The following is a 17756-nucleotide window of genomic DNA, read 5'->3' on the forward strand; positions in this document are numbered from 1 at the left end:
ATTACGTGGTCATTGTGAACTGTGCTGGTGGGGCGGTTAAGGGCTGTTAACGCCGTAAAGCGTAGACAATCCGGCTTAAGTAGCGGGTTGAGCTCATTTAGCATTTTTAATGACCTGAAGCCACTAATGCCAGCATAAAACTTCAGTTACTGAAACTTTGTTTTTATTCTTTATGTATGCATTTTTATTCAGTTTTCTTTAATCTACCTTCGGTGATGATGGCACAGAGGGCATCCGATTATTCGCAAATGTCTGCAATGATAAGTCAAATGGCTAATATATAAACCGAAAATAATTATTAATCTGTCTGGAAATAACGGTTGAAATAATATCGCGCGCGACTGTAAATAGATTAAATTTTGTGGAAATATAATAAGTGATCGCTTACACTACGCGACGAAATACTTTTTTTGTTTTGGCGTTAAAAGGTTTTCTTTATTATGTCCGTAATGTTACAAAGTTTAAATAACATTCGCACCCTCCGTGCGATGGCTCGCGAATTCTCCATTGACGTTCTTGAAGAAATGCTCGAAAAATTCAGGGTTGTCACTAAAGAAAGACGTGAAGAAGAAGAACAGCAGCAGCGTGAACTGGCAGAGCGCCAGGAGAAAATTAGCACCTGGCTGGAGCTGATGAAGGCTGACGGAATTAACCCGGAAGAGTTATTCGGTAATAATTCTGCTGCACCGCGTGCAGGTAAAAAACGCCAGCCGCGTCCGGCAAAATATCAATTCACCGATTTTAATGGTGAAGTCAAAACCTGGACCGGCCAGGGTCGTACACCGAAACCGATCGCTCAGGCACTGGCTGAAGGTAAATCTCTCGACGATTTCCTGATCTAATGACTGCTGCCGGATGCTGCCACTATGGCGCGTCCGGCGTCGCTTCTTACGCTCGCTGATTCCACGGCATCTTATCTAACAACCTTGCCATCCCGCAAAAACCGCTGATGCCCGCAAACATTAATCCCGCACCGACAAAGCCGCTTAATAAGAAGAACGCGCTATTCACGGCATAACCCAATACGACGCCGATTAATATTAAGCCACCAGCTGTGATCTGTACCTGACGCATTAATGGTAAAGGCTGCGATTTATTTTCAGCTACCGGCAATCCCGCTTTTTTCCAGCCATCAATACCGCCCTCCAGTAAAAAGATATCTGCGGGAGCGGCAATCGCTGCTAATTTTTGTGCATTATTACTGGTGCGTTTTCCTGCCTGACAGTGGAATATAATTTGTTCGCTACGTAATTTTGTCGGAAGACCAGACTGTTCCAGTACGGATAATGGCGCCAGATCCGCTTCAGGAATATGTTCACGAAGATATTCATCGGCATCGCGAATATCGATTAACTTTGCACCGCGTGAGATTAATTCTTGTGCATCAAGCGGTGGAATTGTTGTTAAAGCCATTGCTACTCCTTACGGACAATAGACGTTTTTCAGGGTGGCGATAATGGCATTTACCGCCTCATTTTTAATGAAATAAAGAATGCGTTGGGCATCCCGTTGGCTGTCGATAAGCCCTTCGTCACGCATCCGTGCCAGATGCTGTGACGTTGCAGAGGCACTCAGTCCGGTAATGCGCGCCAGTTCACCGGCGCTGGTGCCGGGGGAACCGCAAATCATGCACAGAATCAGCAACCGTTTGGGGTGACTCATTGCTTTCAGTAAGGCCGCAGCCTGTTCGGCGCTGGCCTGTAGTTGGGCTAGTTCAGTCATATTTATTTAAGTGTTTTCTAAATTAAGTAAACTCTAAACTAAAAATGCAACGTATACCAGCGTCAGCAGCGTAAATGAGGGTAAAAGCATGGGCTGAAACGGGCAGACTCCGCTAAAATTACTATGCTTAAGAGATAAAATCTCTTTTTAAACAATGAGTAATTTTCTTATAGGGAGGACGTATGGGGTTCTGGAGAATCGTCATCACCATCATTTTGCCACCGCTCGGCGTGCTGCTGGGGAAAGGATTTGGTTGGGCATTCATTATTAATATTTTGCTGACACTTCTTGGCTATATCCCTGGTTTAATTCACGCTTTCTGGGTGCAAACCCGCGATTGATTCTGTGCTCATCCTGCGGCGTTAACGCGCCGCGTTCCTCTGCTACACTTTCTGAGTGTTTCCATTAACGAATGAGGTAGTTATGGGTCTGTTCAATTTTGTGAAAGATGCCGGAGAAAAGCTCTGGGACGCGGTCACTGGTCAGCATGATAAAGACGATCAGGCGAAGAAGGTGCAGGAACATCTGAACAAAACCGGTATACCTGATGCCGATAAAGTGAATATTCAGATTGTCGATGGTAAAGCGACGGTTACAGGTGACGGCTTAAGTCAGGAAGCGAAGGAAAAAATCCTTGTTGCAGTGGGGAATATTTCCGGTATTGCCAGCGTGGACGATCAGGTAAAAACGGCGACGCCAGGCACTGCCAGCCAGTTTTATACCGTTAAGTCTGGTGACACTCTGAGTGCTATTTCCAAACAGGTTTACGGTAACGCCAATCTCTACAATAAAATCTTCGAAGCGAATAAACCGATGCTAAAAAGCCCGGATAAAATTTACCCGGGGCAGGTGTTGCGTATTCCTGAAGAGTAGTTAATTGCCAGCCATCGCCTGCTGGATAATCGGAATTGGCGTCAGTAAATGCTGGCGCATTAACTCACTGGCGCGCGCCGTATCTCGCGCCAGTACCGCCTTAGTCAGGGTCTGGTGCTGTTCATGTTTATCTTCCAGCATTTCTACAGAAAGCACCGTTTGCCGCAGCCAGATGAACCGATAGCGCGCCGCCAGATCAAACAACCGTTCACGCATTTGCAGTAAATAGTGGGAGCCACAGCCCGCCACAATTGCAGTATGAAATGCCTGATGGCGCTGGTCCCATTCATCAAGCATTTTCTCGCTGGCGTCACAAGCCTCAAGCTTACTGAGCAAATGCGCTTTTGCGAGAACGTCAGCCTCCCACTCATCGCCGCCACGGGCAATTGCCAGACTCACCAGCATCGCTTCCATATTGGCGCGGGCGTCGAAAATATCGAGCAGTTCTTGCTCTGACATAGACGCCACCCGATACCCTTTTTGATTCACCACCGTGACCAGCCGTTCCGCCACCAGTTGCGAAAGGGCTTCCCGCAACGGCCCGACGCCGAGTGCATAACGCGACGTTAGCGAACTCATCCGTAATTTTTCATCTGGCTGAAAATTGCCGCGAATAATATCGTTTTTCAACCAGCGGTAGCCATCCAGAGACGTAATGGTCATGGTGTGACTCCTGAACATTATCAGCGTGTATTATGAACGGGTGTTTTTTGCCACAATATCAGCTTTTTCCAGCGTGCCATAATTGGCACGGTACAGATAATCCCTATCGCTAATAAGCCGGTGGAAATTACCTCCAGTTGCTGCGCCGGGCGGAATAACATCACCACCAGTACAAAGGTAATAAAGCCAATCACCAGCCAGGTGAGCCACGGATAAAGCCACATGCGCAGGCGAATTTCGCCGCCTTCCGCCAGCAGGATTTTACGCATCCGCAATTGCGAAACGGCGATGACTAAATAAACCAGCAGGGCAATAGCGCCGGAGCTGTCGATCAGGAATTTAAACACTTTCGCAGGCGCGTAATAGTTCACTACCACCGTTAAAAACGCCGCGCCGGTCGAGAGTAATACTGCCACATACGGGGTTTTGCTGCGGTTGATTTTACCCATTGCCGCTGGCGCATCCCCGCGACGGCTTAAGGAGTAGAGCATCCTTGAGGCGGTATACAGAGCCGAGTTCAGACAACTGGTCACCGACAGCAAAATAACGCAGTCCATAATGAATTTTGCATGTGGAATATTCAGCAGCTCCAGCACGGAACGGTAGGAACCCACGGTTTTCAGTCCTGGCATATTCCACGGAATGAGTGCCACGACGACAAAAATAGAACACAAATAGAAAATGGAGATACGCCAGATAACCGAGTTGGTGGCGCGGACAATATGTTTATCCGGCGTGTCGGATTCGGCTGCCGCAATGGTGACAATCTCTGCCCCCATAAAAGAAAACATGGTTATCAGCATCGCGCTTAATACCGCGCCAAAGCCGTTCGGCATAAAGCCGCCGCTATCCCACAATCTTGAAATACCGCTCACTTCGGCATAAGGGTAAAAACCGCTAATTGCTACAGCTCCAAGGAAAATAAACGCCAGAATGGCAATCACTTTGCATATCGCCAGCCAGAATTCAAATTCACCGTAGTTTTTAACGCTTAATAAATTACTGCCGGTTAAGGCGAGGGTAATGACCAGGGAAAATAACCAGATGGGAATACCTGGAACCCACGAATGCAGGATCATGGCGGCGATGTTGGCTTCCAGCGGGATAACCAGTACCCAAAACCACCAGTACAGCCAGCCGATGGTATAGCCCGCCCAGCGACCAATGGCTTTATCGGCGTAGGTGGAAAAGGAGCCGGTGTCGGGCGTGGCGACCGCCATTTCTGCCAGCATCCGCATAATCATAACCACCAGTAATCCGGCGAACAGATAAGCCAGTAATACCGCAGGGCCCGCTTCGGCGATGGCGACGCTCGAACCGACAAACAGACTTGCGCCGATAACACCGGCAATAGACAACATGGTGACGTGGCGTGATTTCAGCCCGCCGCCTAGCTCATGTGGTTGCGATGATTGCCCCATCCTGAATCCTCTCGAAAGTGTGTCACTTGGGAGAGCGCCCCGACATTTCCCGCGTCGGGTCACGCGTTTAATTGAGGCGGTCAACAAAATCTTAAAAGCGAAAGCGTGATGGTTTTCTCCCTCTCCCCAGAGGGGCGAGGGGACAGTCCGCAGTCATTTTTAACTTTGTCGATCGCCTCATCGTTATTATTTTTTACTGTATCGTTATCATTCCCTTAGCAACGGTTAACTCTTACAAACAGACATAGCTATTGTTTCGCCTCATCAAAACACTGAGCGATGATCTCCAGACCCTGACGAATCTGAGCATCTTCAATAGTGAGCGGCACAAGGATGCGCAGCACGTTGTAATACGGGCCGCAGGAGAGAAGAATCAGGCCTTTGTCACGGGCGCGCGCCACGATCTCAGCGGTGAGTCTGGCGTTGGGTTTACTGTGATCGCCATCTTCAAACAGCTCGATGGCGATCATCGCCCCTAGCCCGCGAACGTCGCCGATCTCGGTGTGTTTTTCGGCGATCGCCAATAATCCGTCTTTTAGCTTCTGGCCCAGGTCGTTGGCTTTTTGCAGCAGATTTTCCTGCTCGAACACCTTCAACACTTCCAGCGCGGCTACGCAGGCAATCGGGTTACCGGCATAGGTGCCGCCCAGACCGCCAGGTGCGACCGCGTCCATCACTTCGGCGCGCCCGGTGACGCCCGCCAGCGGGAAGCCGCCCGCGATCGATTTCGCAAAGGTGGTAAGATCCGCCGCACCCCCCATTTGCTCCATCGCAAACAACGTGCCGGTACGCCCCGCGCCGCTCTGCACTTCATCGGCAATCAGCATGATTCCGTGCTCGTCACACAGTGCGCGTAAACGCTGCATAAAGGCTGGCGTCGCGGCGTAGAAACCACCTTCGCCCTGAACCGGCTCAATCACGATGGCAGCGATATCTTCCGGTGCCGCATCATTTTTGAAGATTCGGTGGATACTGGCGATAGCGTCATCTTCACTGATGCCGTGCAGCGGGCAAGGATAAAGCGCGCGATAAACATGCCCCGGCATCAGGCCCATGCCCGCAGAGTACGGATTCACCTTGCCGGTCAGCGCCAGCGTGTAGTGCGTGCGCCCGTGATAAGCGCCGCTAAAGGCGATGGTGCCGCTGCGTTTGGTGGCAGCGCGGGCGATTTTCACCGCGTTTTCCACCGCTTCGGAACCGGTCGTTACCAGCAGCGTTTTTTTGGCGAAATCGCCCGGCACCCTCTGATTCATTATTTCGCACAACTCCAGATACGGCTCGTAAGCCAGCACCTGGAAGCAGGTATGCGACAGTTTTTTCAGTTGCGCTTCTACCGCCGCCACCACTTTCGGATGCAGGTGCCCGGTGTTGAGCACCGCAATCCCGCCCGCGAAATCAAGATACTCACGGCCTTCAACGTCCCACACCCGGCAGTTTTCCGCACGATCAGCGAAAATCGGATGAATCTGCCCAACGCCACGAGGAACTGCCTGACTGCGGCGCTGCATTAACTCTTTATTGCTGCTCATTCGCGTTCTCCAGTTAAAGACCGATGCACATATATTTGATTTCTAAGTAATCTTCGATACCATACTTCGAACCTTCACGACCCAGGCCTGAGGCTTTGATACCGCCGAACGGGGCGACTTCATTGGAAATAATGCCGGTATTGATGCCGACGATGCCGTACTCCAGCGCCTCGCCCACGCGGAAGACGCGGCTTAAATCGCGGGCGTAGAAATAGGCGGCAAGACCAAATTCGGTATCGTTGGCCTGCGTAATCACGTCGGCTTCATCTTTAAAGCGGAACAGCGGGGCGAGGGGGCCAAACGTCTCTTCTTTCGACACTTTGGCGTTGGCTGGAACGTCCACCAGAATGGTTGGCTGGAAGAAGTTGCCGCCGCGTTCGTGCGCTTTACCACCGCAAACCACGCGCGCGCCTTTCTCCAGCGCATCGGCAATATGCTCTTCCACTTTTGCTACCGCTTTTTCATCGATCAGCGGCCCGATGGTGACGCCTTTATCCAGCCCGTCGCCGATCTGTAGTTTGCTCACCGCCTGCTGTAATTTTTCGGCAAAGCGGTCATACACGCCGTCCTGCACATACAAGCGGTTAGCGCAGACGCAGGTTTGCCCGGCATTGCGGAATTTCGAAGCCAGCGCGCCTTCCACGGCTTTGTCGAGATCGGCATCGTCAAAGACGATAAACGGCGCGTTGCCGCCGAGCTCCAGCGACACTTTTTTGATGTCTTTCGCGCACTGTTCCATCAACTGGCGGCCAATTTCGGTCGAGCCGGTAAACGACAGCTTGCGCACCAGCGGATTGCTGGTCAGTTCGTTACCGACCGCGCCCGCCGAACCGGTGACCACGTTAAATACGCCAGCCGGAACGCCCGCGCGGATCGCCAGCTCTGCCAGCGCCAGCGCGGAGAACGGTGTCTGACTGGCGGGCTTCAGCACCATCGTACAGCCAGCAGCCAGCGCCGGACCGGCTTTACGGGTAATCATCGCTGCCGGGAAGTTCCACGGCGTGATAGCGGCGGTAACGCCAATCGGCTGCTTGATAACAATCAGGCGTTTATCGGCCTGATGACCAGGAATGGTGTCGCCATAAATACGCTTGCCTTCTTCGGCAAACCACTCAATAAAGGAGGCGGCGTAGCTGATTTCGCCTTTCGCTTCAGCCAGCGGTTTGCCCTGTTCGAGGGTCATCAGGCGCGCTAAATCGTCCTGATGCTCCATCATCAAATTGAACCAGTTACGCAGAATGTTGGCACGTTCTTTGGCGGTGAGCGCGCGCCAGGCGGGCAGGGCGCGGTTGGCGGCGTCGATAGCGGCGCGGGTTTCATCTGCGCCCATTTTGGGTACGCTACCCAGCTTGTCGCCGTTCGCCGGATTGGTGACGTCGATGACTTCACCATTGTTAGCGTCCAGCCATTCCCCGTTAATCAACGCCTGCTGGCGGAATAAGTTACTGTCGTTAAGTTTCATCGTTACGTCCTGTTTTCAAAGGTTATTGATTAAATGCGGCGTGTAAGGCATCCACACTACGTGCCGCTCGCAGCGTGCGTCCGGGGTTACTCTGGCTTGCCAACAGCGTTTGTACCTTGCTGACAATATGCGCACCAATAGGAATTGCTGATGTCGCTGCCGGGGAGGGCGCATTGCAGGTGTGGATCGTGCGCGGGGTGGTGACAAACAGAAAATCGTCAATCAGCTTACCGTCTGGCGATACCGCCTGCGCCCGCACACCGGCAGGCCAGGGCTGGAGATCGCTTAACGAAAGCCGGGGACAATACTTTTGCACCAGCCGCAGATAGCCGCTTTTGCACAGCGAGTTTTTCATCTCGCCCAGTCCTGAGCGTAGATGGTTTTGCAGCACCCGGCGAATCCCCGACGAGCCCAAAATCTCCAGCGTGTCGCTAAATGAGAAGTCGCGCTTGCGATAGCCTTCACGTTTGAAAGCCAGCACCGCGTTTGGCCCAACGGTCACGCTGCCGTCGATCATCCGGGTGAGATGAACGCCTAAAAAGGGCATTGCCGGGTCGGGAATGGGGTAAATCAGGTGGTTAACAATCTGGTTATGCTCCGGCGCGAGGCGGAAATACTCGCCTCGGAACGGGCAGATGATAAAGCCCGGTTCGAGGCCGAGCATTTTCACCAGCCGGTCAGCCATCAGCCCGGAACAGCTAATCAGCGTCGACGCTTCATATTCGCCGCCCTGACGGGTACGTATCACCACGCCATTCTTATGCTCATTAAGGCCGCTGACTTCGGCGTTATAGATAATCTCACCGCCTCTGGCCTGGAAGATTTTTGCCATCGCCGCTGTCACTTCGCAGTAGCTGACAATGCCGCTGGACGGCACAAAAATACCGCCGAGCCCGGTGATATTCGGTTCGCGCTCGCGCAGTTCGTCGGCGTTTAGCCATTCGCGCTCGATACCGTTCGCCGCTGTGCGTTCCCATAGCGCGCGCATCCGTTCCATTTCGAGTGCGGATGTGGCGACTAGCATCTTGCCGCAGTTGTCGTAGCGGATGCCGTTTTGATCGCAAAAGGCTTTGGTGGCGCGGTTCCCCGCCAGGCAAAACTGCGCTTTCAGGCTGCCGGGTGTGTAATAGACCCCGGCATGGATCACGCCGCTGTTGTGGCCCGTCTGATGAAAGGCCGGGCCGGACTCTTTTTCCAGCAACGCAATGCGGGCATCCGGATAAACATCAATCAGTTGCATGGCGGTCGACATGCCGATGATGCCGCCGCCAATAATCACAAAATCATACATCCGCTCAATTCCTTTGCGCTTACTGATGCGTCTGGTAGTGGTTAGTGGCGTAAGCGAAATAGCCACGCTGACGCATCAGTTCACGGCGCAGATCCGGGTGCGGAGTAAAGCGGTCGCGACCGTGCAGCCAGAACAGATTGTTAATCAACAGGAATTTGCCAACGGGAACGGGCACAGAAAGAATGCCTTTGCTGGTTTCAATGGCATCGGAAAGCTCACTCAGCCACACGCCTTCTTCGAAGTCTTTTGGCTGGACGAACTGGTCGATATAGCGCATCACCGGGCGACCCTGCTGATCGACGTCGAACACCGGATGGAAGACATCTTTGCTGACGTTTTTACTTGGCGGCGCGGCAAAGCGCATCGGACGGCGCGCCAGCGGATGGCTGAAAAAGTGGTCCAGATGTTCCCAGTCATCGAGATGCAGCAGCAGCGAGTTTCCGCCCTGCATGTTCTGTTCGTCGATTTTCATCATCAGCACGTAATCAGTGATTTCTTCAACGTAGGTGCCGTCGTTATGCAGTTCCATTACGCGGTGCGGCTGGCGCAGATAGCTATCTGAGTTATCGACATTTTTCACTACAAAACGCGCGTAATACTGACCGCTCATGGCATCGAAATTGGAACGACCAATCAGATGCGCTACCGCCGTTGCCAGCTTCACCATCTCATCCGCTTGCTTCACATCATCGACACCCACCGCATTGATCAACAACGCACCTTCAGCGCGGTTTAGCAACGTCTTCAACAGCAGTGGTTGCAGCTGATTTGCACACAAGTCGTCAAGAATTTTGCCTACCCGAAAACGCAGAAACGATTTGTACTCCAGTGCCTGCACGGGCCACTCGGCGACCTGTTCAAGGAACTGTTTGGTCGTCTGTTCAGAGAAGGTAAGTTCCAGCAGGCGAGGGGATTGCGCCGACGGGGTGAGGGTGAATCCGCTATAGTCCTGGCCTGAATCGACAGCGTTAGTGTGTACGGCGGTCAGTGCATTCATCAGAAGCGATCCTCTTATGAGATGTAGGGTGACATGGCGATGCTCATTTCGTAGCCATAATCTAAAAATATCTACATTTCTGAAAAATGCGCACAAAAGTGACATATTGTTTTCTTATTGTGATCGAAAACAACAAATGGTTAACATTTGATTTGGTGAGTGCCAGATGCTTTTTTAGGGGAATAACGAGTTAAAACAATGCACTATTGTGGATTGTAAGGGCGTGTATAAGCATGATTTCAAACTTTAAAATAAACTTACCCTGCGATTTAATACAAGGTGAGTCAATTTGAGATAACTCATTGTAAGCAGGGTATTTTTAGTACTGCATTCTTCTTGCAAGGGGGGAGAGCAATGTGTGTCTCTATGCTTTTAGGCTCAACGAACACAAGGGGATTTTAATGGGCTAAAAAATTCGGGTTTAAGTCAGGAACGTATTAATACAATTCAGTACGGGGCACAGAGAATACAACCAGATATTTGTTACATTGGCGATGGTTTTCTCTCTATTGAAAAAGGAGTGAGAAGACTGTGATTGTAAAGCAGAAGAGCAATACGGAGTCGTTAAATCCGTCGCCATTTTGCTGCCACAATCAAAGAAAAAGGGACTACGCTTTCACGTAACCCCTTGATTTATTTGGTGGAGCTGGCGGGAGTTGAACCCGCGTCAAAATTTATATAATCTTTTGTAAAATATACGTTTTTTCTATTGTTTTTGATCCGCGTATACTTCGCGTACACTTTGCCATTTGAACTTAAACATGCTGCCGTCGCTACATCATGACATGTTATTTTTACTTCTCATTTTCAAAGTCATCACGAATGTTAATTAGATCTGTAATCAAAGCGCCAACTTTAGTTGAAGGATTTATCGAACCGTCTTTTTTGGCGGCATCTTCGACTCTTTTAGCATTGATTAATGCCGTATCGAGCCGATCTTGCAATTTATTAAATACACCTGATGCCTTTTTCTCATAATCTGGCATGTATTTTTTTAACTCAGCTAGCATTTGTGCGCCTTCACTTTTGCCTTTCTGAGGTGAAAATGATTTTCGGGTGTATCCAAAATGTAGTATCAGCCAGTACTCGAAACATGGTATGGAAGTTATAGCAACAAAAATCCCTTTTGGATTTAAGGAATTAATCCTGCTAAGAGCTTCATCATAGTTAGGGTGAGCGTCTCTATCAAAGACACAATAAACCTTATCATAAGGGTCGCTCCTTTTTTTTTCCGTATTATATTTTTCTTTTGCCCAAGATACCACATTCATAGGGCTTGAGCCGCACTCTCCAGAAATCTCAACTATGCTTGCCGTGCTTATACGGCAATGTTTTATAAAATCTGTAAAATATGCGGGCTCAGTCTTCTCTCCCTCACAGACGATAAGAATTTTCTTCATTTGAGCTCGTGCTTTACTAACTCGTTTGAATTCATTATTACGCCGAGCCTTTCTTTTTTTGAACAGATCTTCGCTTCCCATTAATATCTCTCCCATTTCCCAATGAGTGGTAAAGCCCCATATCTACCGTCAAGATAAGAAGCTTCTAAATTCTCCCTTCCTTTTCTTGGACTAAAATCCGTAAGTGGGAAAAGATTTGTTTGCTTTGAATTGTCTTTTTCTACAAACCAAATCTGATCTCGTCTGAAAACATCTTGATTTAAAATAGACGTCTCATGAGTTGTAAAGATTAACTGGGCACCATTCTTATTGATATTTTTATCGTGAAATAAACCTACAATAAACTCAACTAATTTGGGGTGTAAGTTATCATTTAATTCATCAATAAACAGGATGTTTCCTGTCTCGAGTGAATGTGATAAGGGACCTGCGAAACTAAAGATTTTTCTAGTTCCATGCGATTCATCTTTTAAATCGAATGGAATTGGCTCTCCATCCTCATTATTATGAAGTGTTTTAATGACATATTCTTCCTTGCCTTGCATATTCTTAATTACTAGTTCCTTGATGGCTGCAGGCATATCATCAGGAAGAGCATTGGGATTGAATTTTTCTTTTGTTACATGAATGTCATCAATACCTACATCGGCAGCTTTTAAAAAATTGAGAATCTCATCTTTCTTATCATTTAAGCATTGCTTTGCACTGTAATCACTATCCCAACCTGTTAATTCAGTAAATTTAACTTTGTAATAAAACCAATCGTATACAGGTTTTAGTTGTACACTGTTTAATTGTACTGCTGTAGAAAGAAAGAGCGCATTAGGCCTAGTTGATTTCAACCATGTTTGTTTTTCTCCTGTCAACGATGGCCCCAACTCCCATTCATGGGTTTGTTTTTCTTCATCCCATAGACGTAAAAACCATTTTTGTGGTCTGCCTTTGGGGAATGCAAATAACCATTCGTCGTGAATAAAATCTTCTGTTGCAGAAAAACCATACTGGTATCTGATGCCTTCGGAAATAAAGTTAATTTCAAATTCAGATGGTTGATTAATCTTCTTTGAGTCTAGTCTAAAAGGCGTGATATCAAGTTTATCACCACTTTTATAACCTGTAGCAGACCGGACAATAAGTTCAGCCATAGTTGTAATAGCGTTAATAATGTTTGATTTTCCGGCAGCATTAGGGCCATAAATCACAGCACTTTTAAGCAATTCAAGAGATTTAGGTTCATCAATACTGAACAGATTATTAGGCAAATCGTTAAGTTTTGATGCAACTAAACTCAGTGTTTGTTTCTCTGAAATAGATTTATAGTTTTGTACTGTAAACTCAATCAACATAATTTATACCCTTTTAACTTCCCATAGCTTAAAAACCACTAAAAGTGATTTTATAGCACAAATTTGACAAAAAACGTCAAATCTTTGCATTTAATGCACACTAAAACCATTGTACACTATCCTCATCATCCTGCTAACATTCTTGTAAGCTTTACTGTTTTGCGAAGGGGGGCTAGTGCTATCGGGCGTTTTACTTCTCAATTTTCATGTTCTCCGGATTTTTTGATACTTGGTCCTTACAAGCTGTCTTGCCATCATAGTCTACGAGATACGAACCATAATGCCTGAAAAGCATTTCCGGCCCTTTATGCCCCATTTGAGCTGCAAGCCAAAACAGATTTGCTCCTCGGCTGATATGGCTGGTGGCGAATGTATGCCTAGTTTGATATGGATTTCTGTATCGAATACCTGCTTTCCGTAATGTTGGCACCCATGCTTTTTTCCTGATTGCATCAGCACTTGCCCAAGGCTTATTGGTCTTTGGGTCTTCAAAGACAGTAGCATCCTTCATGAATGTAAATGGCTTCTGATTTATCAGCGCCAACATTGCCTCTTCTGTCAGTTCAACTTTACGAGTACCTGCTTTTGTCTTTGTCCCTTTGATAATACCGACAACACTTGCGCTCTGGACATGGGCAGTTTTTCCAACAAAGTCGATATCACGCCATCGAAGGGCACATAATTCAGAACTACGCAGGCCTGTATGTATAGCGAACCGGAACAGATTCTCCCATTGTTTGTTTCCGGCTGCTGCTAGTAATGCATCAACTTCTGTTGGTGATAGCGGATCAACCACGTAGCTGCTTTCTGCTTCTGACTTATCACTTTGGTAGCGCGAAGCAGTTACCAACGATACGGGGTTAATTTGAAGTACCCCATCGGTTACGGCTTCATCAAGTGCTGACCGCAGGAAAGATAACTGGTTGCGAATTGTTTTTAAGGTCGTTTTCTGGCTTTGAATCCACGCTTTCAGGATTGCTGGTGTTAATTCACTTGCAGGGCAAATGTGGAGTGAGGCTAACGCACTACGGCATTTTTTATAACCACCAATCGTAGATGGTGAAAGTTTTCTCGTTTCGCAGATTTCAAGGTATTCGTCCAGGTACATTTTTACCGTTTTGCCTGCAGCAGCATTACCAAAAATTTTCAAACGAGCAGAACGGGGAAAATATTCCGCATAAATGAATGTTCCCCTTTCGATCTTATTATGAATTTCGCCGAGTGTGCGCTCGGCGTATTTAATGTTCTTTGGTGTTACTTCCAGATTGGAAAGTGGCTCACGACATTTAACTCCTTTGTAGGTGAAAGTTATATTGATCGTTTCTCCCTGACGGTGTTTTCTGATTGTTACGCCGCGCGGTAGTTTGAGCAGTTTTGTCTGGCCCATTTTGCAACCTCACTAAGATCAATCCACCTCTCCTTAACGCCTTCAACCTTTAAAACCTGAACACCTTCACGCCAAACACCGCGCTGTACACGTTTGTTTATTGCTTCAGGAGTTTCGCCAGTTTCTTTGCAATAAGTTGAGATAGGAACGCAATCGAGGTTCAGCATATGTTTCTCCACTTAGCCCGCTGCACACGGGCAGTAATATCAAATTCCAGTCCTGATAATTAATTTTGTTCTCTGGTTGCTACCTGTTTTATTGGCCTGATGCTGTCCAGGAGCAGACGGCGACGCATGTTTGGCGCACCCCAACGGTAACCAGTCTTTTTGTCGTAGGATTCACAACGTCCGGCAACCCAGGACGTTTCAGTGGAATGTAATTTCATCCGCTTTTCACCGTCTCGGGTGATAACAATTCCTGTATGAGTTTTTATCACGCTCATTTCTTAGTCTCTGGTGCTTTCGGCATTACTGCCCAGTGAGTGATATTGACGTTTTCAAGGTCCCCGACCTGAAATGTCCACTGCCATTCTCCGGTTTCTTTTTGCCCCCATGTGTACCAGAGAGAACGCCAGCCAATCAGCCAGCCTTCTCCATTAGCATCAAATAACAGAACACTTTCATTTGCTGGCGGCAGTTCAGCTGACACTGGTATTACTTTGTTTTCCAGAGCCGCACATTTAGCTTCAAGCGCATCGAATTTACGTACCAGATACTCAGCATTTGTTTCATTCACTTTCAGATCTCGCGGTACACATTTCCCGCGAAGAACCCCTTCCATTTCGAAAACATTCATGCGCATTTGCGTAACTCCGATAACTCGTTAAAACGTTCCATAAACATCCCATAGGCATGGCCTGGCGACAGTGGAATAACTTTGAACATCTCTGTTGCCGGGATACCTTCCAGTACGGGCCAGAAAGAGCCATCATCAAGCCCGAGATCGCGGCGTTCGGTTGCCAGCATAATGAGATCGGTATATTTCACTGGCGTGCTCATAACAGGAGGTAACCCGTATTTCTCACGGATTACGGCGTCTATTTTTTCTTCCATCCGTTTATAGTCAGGAAGAAGTCGTTTCAGTGGCGCGGGGACGTCCTGGCAATATGCTTCTGTTGCATCATGCATTAACGCTTCAAAAGCAAATTTCTGCGGCACCAGCTGGCTGCAAAGCACCGCATGCTGGGCGACACTGTAGAAGTGTGAAAGATGTCCTGCAAAGCGACAGATATTTGAAAGGGAAACCGCGATATCGTTAATAACGATGTCGTCTTTATTTATCCTGTCATAATAAAAATGCTTCCCGGAAAAAGTTTTAATAAATGACATTTTGTTCTCCACGTATATGCGCTGCACCGCGCTGAATTCGGGTAAAAGGAAGCCCTCACCGTCTGGCGATTATTGAGTCAATTACATTTCCATAAATGCCCCCGTAGGGGCGGTTAGTTTCTCCACAAAACAGAGAAGAACACCTGCGGTGGCAGCCGCCCGGATGGATTGGGTTATGAGCCCGTCGTCCGGTGATGCTCTTCTCTGTTTTGTAAAAAGAGCGGTACCAGCCGGAAGCAAGTGTACAAACTGGTACCGCCAAAGCAGTGGCTGTTGTGGTGGGGTTGTCACTCAGGCGTATGGTCAACCTGACAATCCGGTGTCCTCAACGGGGAAAGAGTAACCCCGCCATACTTACCGCCGCGCCATTTCGCGGATTACCACAACGCTGAGAGCACTTAGCCAGTTACGGCACCACACTTTGTCGCGGTTCCATAAATGCCCTCATCGTTGCACCCTGGTCTCTTCCCAGGCGTCAAACCGAATCGCCACGCTGGTTAGGCGTCTTATCAGCATCATCATTGACTTGCACATTCCGGCTACCTGGTTTGTTTGCTCGAGCAAGGAGTGGATTGTCCCCTTTAACGTCACCAGACCGCTAACGACGCATGTGCCATACGCCGTGTTACAACCAAATTTTGTTTTAATCTTGCCTGTGTTATGTTTCTTTTAGATACATTATGTATCTCATGGGTACATTGTCAAGCATAAAAAAACCTGCCGAAGCAGGTTCATAAATATTGATTAGGCCTTTATTGTGTATCTTCTTGGTTTTCCCGAGAAAATCACTGTACCAATTATAGAGCAATTACCGTTAATCTTAATGTAAGGCTCAGGCCAGTTTGGGTTTAATGCTTTGAGATAACGCTGTGTTCCATCTTCTATCAACCGCTTGAAGGTGGTTTCGCCTGAATCGTGCATCAATGCAATAACGTCGTCACCGTGGCAGGCAGGGACTTCAGGATCTACAAAAATCATGTCTCCCGGGCGGTACTCATCAATCATTGAATCACCAATCACCCGCAAGATATAAGTCATTTCGCCACAGGGTACAGGGCAGGGATAAGTTTCTGCTGTGCTCAAATCAACCTCAGAATAGCCAACTTCTTTCCATGCTCCGGCCTGTACCCATGATATGACAGGGACTAACGTTATTTGTTTGTTAGTAATTGAAACATCAGGTTTTTTTGTGATGTTTGTTGTCTGGTGTTCTTGATCAAGCCATCCGACAGGCAGGTCGAAACATTTTTCGATGTGCCGTGCCATGCTGTCACCGATATTTTTAGTAGCACCATCTCCCATAAACCTGCTGGTCTGGGTTGGCTCGCGATCAATCATGGTGGCAAAGGAAGAATTCCCGCCAACACCATCTCTCAGTTTTCTGGCGTTAGACCGCCGGATGTCATGGACTGTTTTCATAACGAAATTAAAACCTTTGTACCGATAGGGTACAAGTATCTTGAAGGTTCATCTCAATCATGTAATATGTATATCGGAGGTACATATTGTATGAAAGCGTATTGGGACTCTTTAACCAAAGAACAGCAGGGCGAGTTGGCCGGAAAAGTTGGCTCAACACCAGGCTATTTACGGCTGGTTTTCAATGGTTATAAAAAAGCCAGTTTTGTGCTGGCTAAAAAACTTGAGCAATGCACGTCAGGTGCAATTACGAAATCTGACTTAAGACCGGATATCTATCCGAAAGATTAACAGAACACCTTCAATTTTTAACCACAGAACGATGAGGCTAACCGTGGGTAAGCATCACTGGAAAGTAGAAAAACAGCCTGAGTGGTACGTGAAAGCTGTCAGAAAAACTATCGCGGCGTTGCCGGGGGGGTACGCTGAAGCTGCTGAGTGGCTAGATGTAACAGAGAACGCTTTATTCAACCGCCTTCGTGCAGATGGCGATCAGATTTTCCCGCTGGGATGGGCAATGATTTTACAGCGCGCGGCTGGCACTCACTACATTGCGGATGCTGTCGCACAGTCTGCTGGTGGGGTGTTTGTATCGCTTCCTGAAATTGAGGAAGTAGAGAACGCCGATATAAACCAGCGCCTGCTGGAAGTCATCGAACAGATCGGGAGTTACTCAAAGCAGATTCGTTCGGCAATCGAAGATGGGGTAGTGGAGCCACACGAGCAGACAGCAATTAATGATGAGTTGTATCTGTCAATTTCGAAGCTCCAGGAGCATGCAGCACTGGTCTACAAAATCTTTTGCGCTCCAGAAAAGAGTGACGCCCGCGAGTGTGCAGCTCCGGGCGTCGTGGCGTTTTGTGTCTGTGGAGAAACTAACGCATGAACAGTTTAACGGCAAATAACCGTTTGTCGCAA

Annotated in this window: 21 protein-coding genes; 5 read left to right on the plus strand and 16 right to left on the minus strand. The window is 48.1% G+C overall.

Annotation, left to right across the window (positions count from 1 at the left end; all coding sequences use genetic code 11):
* Positions 1-440 precede the first annotated feature (440 nt).
* On the plus strand, positions 441-842 hold the full coding sequence (gene stpA / locus A7098_RS02175; RefSeq protein WP_000115375.1) for a DNA-binding protein StpA: 402 nt from the start codon (positions 441-443) through the stop codon (positions 840-842).
* A 46-nt stretch (positions 843-888) separates the two neighbouring features.
* Here stpA and A7098_RS02180 read toward each other — a convergent pair whose 3' ends face one another.
* Positions 889-1413: a rhodanese family protein gene (locus A7098_RS02180; RefSeq protein ID WP_105280263.1), complete on the minus strand. Its 525-nt coding sequence runs from the start codon at positions 1411-1413 to the stop codon at positions 889-891.
* A gap of 9 nt (positions 1414-1422) precedes the next feature.
* On the minus strand, positions 1423-1722 hold the full coding sequence (locus A7098_RS02185; protein WP_000137274.1) for a helix-turn-helix transcriptional regulator: 300 nt from the start codon (positions 1720-1722) through the stop codon (positions 1423-1425).
* A gap of 182 nt (positions 1723-1904) precedes the next feature.
* On the opposite strand from A7098_RS02185, the gene A7098_RS02190 reads away from it, so the two are divergent.
* The gene (locus A7098_RS02190) at positions 1905-2063 is read left to right on the plus strand and encodes a YqaE/Pmp3 family membrane protein (protein ID WP_000508177.1); all 159 of its coding nucleotides are present in this window, start codon (positions 1905-1907) and stop codon (positions 2061-2063) included.
* 82 nt (positions 2064-2145) lie between these two features.
* Positions 2146-2595, plus strand: a complete 450-nt coding sequence (gene kbp / locus A7098_RS02195; protein WP_000522419.1) for a potassium binding protein Kbp — start codon at positions 2146-2148, stop codon at positions 2593-2595.
* Here the strand turns inward: kbp and csiR are convergent, their stop codons facing one another.
* The 14 genes from csiR to A7098_RS02275 form a co-directional block, all read right to left on the minus strand.
* On the minus strand, positions 2596-3258 hold the full coding sequence (gene csiR, locus A7098_RS02200; RefSeq protein ID WP_000156829.1) for a DNA-binding transcriptional regulator CsiR: 663 nt from the start codon (positions 3256-3258) through the stop codon (positions 2596-2598). It abuts the gene before it with no gap.
* Positions 3259-3278: 20 nt separating this feature from the next.
* Positions 3279-4679, minus strand: coding sequence for a GABA permease (gabP, locus tag A7098_RS02205; protein WP_010345708.1), 1401 nt, complete (start codon positions 4677-4679; stop codon positions 3279-3281).
* A 248-nt stretch (positions 4680-4927) separates the two neighbouring features.
* Complete coding sequence (gabT, locus tag A7098_RS02210; RefSeq protein WP_105280264.1) at positions 4928-6208, minus strand: 4-aminobutyrate--2-oxoglutarate transaminase; 1281 nt, start codon at positions 6206-6208, stop codon at positions 4928-4930.
* Positions 6209-6221: 13 nt separating this feature from the next.
* Positions 6222-7670 (minus strand): NADP-dependent succinate-semialdehyde dehydrogenase, encoded by a 1449-nt coding sequence (gene gabD / locus A7098_RS02215; RefSeq protein WP_105280265.1) that lies wholly within the window; start codon positions 7668-7670, stop codon positions 6222-6224.
* Positions 7671-7692: 22 nt separating this feature from the next.
* Positions 7693-8961: an L-2-hydroxyglutarate oxidase gene (gene lhgO / locus A7098_RS02220; protein WP_105280266.1), complete on the minus strand. Its 1269-nt coding sequence runs from the start codon at positions 8959-8961 to the stop codon at positions 7693-7695.
* Positions 8962-8980: 19 nt separating this feature from the next.
* A complete protein-coding gene (gene glaH / locus A7098_RS02225) occupies positions 8981-9958 on the minus strand; it encodes a glutarate dioxygenase GlaH (protein WP_105280267.1) in 978 nt (325 codons plus the stop codon).
* A 794-nt stretch (positions 9959-10752) separates the two neighbouring features.
* A complete protein-coding gene (locus tag A7098_RS02230) occupies positions 10753-11439 on the minus strand; it encodes an RloB family protein (RefSeq protein WP_032211342.1) in 687 nt (228 codons plus the stop codon).
* Positions 11439-12704 (minus strand): ATP/GTP-binding protein, encoded by a 1266-nt coding sequence (locus A7098_RS02235; RefSeq protein ID WP_044527605.1) that lies wholly within the window; start codon positions 12702-12704, stop codon positions 11439-11441. The genes A7098_RS02230 and A7098_RS02235 overlap by 1 nt, the downstream gene beginning before the upstream one ends.
* A gap of 190 nt (positions 12705-12894) precedes the next feature.
* A complete protein-coding gene (locus A7098_RS02240) occupies positions 12895-14091 on the minus strand; it encodes a site-specific integrase (protein ID WP_105280268.1) in 1197 nt (398 codons plus the stop codon).
* On the minus strand, positions 14052-14258 hold the full coding sequence (locus tag A7098_RS02245) for a hypothetical protein (RefSeq protein ID WP_001331174.1): 207 nt from the start codon (positions 14256-14258) through the stop codon (positions 14052-14054). Before A7098_RS02245 ends, A7098_RS02240 begins: the two co-directional genes overlap by 40 nt.
* A gap of 59 nt (positions 14259-14317) precedes the next feature.
* Complete coding sequence (locus A7098_RS02250) at positions 14318-14533, minus strand: hypothetical protein (RefSeq protein ID WP_001331173.1); 216 nt, start codon at positions 14531-14533, stop codon at positions 14318-14320.
* Positions 14530-14892, minus strand: a complete 363-nt coding sequence (locus tag A7098_RS02255; RefSeq protein WP_089566732.1) for a hypothetical protein — start codon at positions 14890-14892, stop codon at positions 14530-14532. The genes A7098_RS02250 and A7098_RS02255 overlap by 4 nt, the downstream gene beginning before the upstream one ends.
* Complete coding sequence (yfdR, locus tag A7098_RS02260) at positions 14883-15419, minus strand: 5'-deoxynucleotidase (protein WP_105280269.1); 537 nt, start codon at positions 15417-15419, stop codon at positions 14883-14885. Before yfdR ends, A7098_RS02255 begins: the two co-directional genes overlap by 10 nt.
* Positions 15420-16163: 744 nt before the next feature.
* Positions 16164-16838, minus strand: coding sequence for a LexA family transcriptional regulator (locus A7098_RS02275; RefSeq protein ID WP_000859460.1), 675 nt, complete (start codon positions 16836-16838; stop codon positions 16164-16166).
* A 90-nt stretch (positions 16839-16928) separates the two neighbouring features.
* On the opposite strand from A7098_RS02275, the gene A7098_RS02280 reads away from it, so the two are divergent.
* Positions 16929-17129, plus strand: a complete 201-nt coding sequence (locus tag A7098_RS02280) for a YdaS family helix-turn-helix protein (protein ID WP_000649477.1) — start codon at positions 16929-16931, stop codon at positions 17127-17129.
* A gap of 43 nt (positions 17130-17172) precedes the next feature.
* Entirely contained in the window at positions 17173-17724 is a 552-nt protein-coding gene (ymfL, locus tag A7098_RS02285) for a protein YmfL (protein WP_000515860.1), read from the plus strand.
* The last annotated feature ends 32 nt before the right edge of the window (positions 17725-17756 follow it).

The sequence above is a fragment of the Escherichia sp. MOD1-EC7011 genome (genome assembly GCF_002965005.1).
GTDB lineage: Bacteria > Pseudomonadota > Gammaproteobacteria > Enterobacterales > Enterobacteriaceae > Escherichia > Escherichia ruysiae.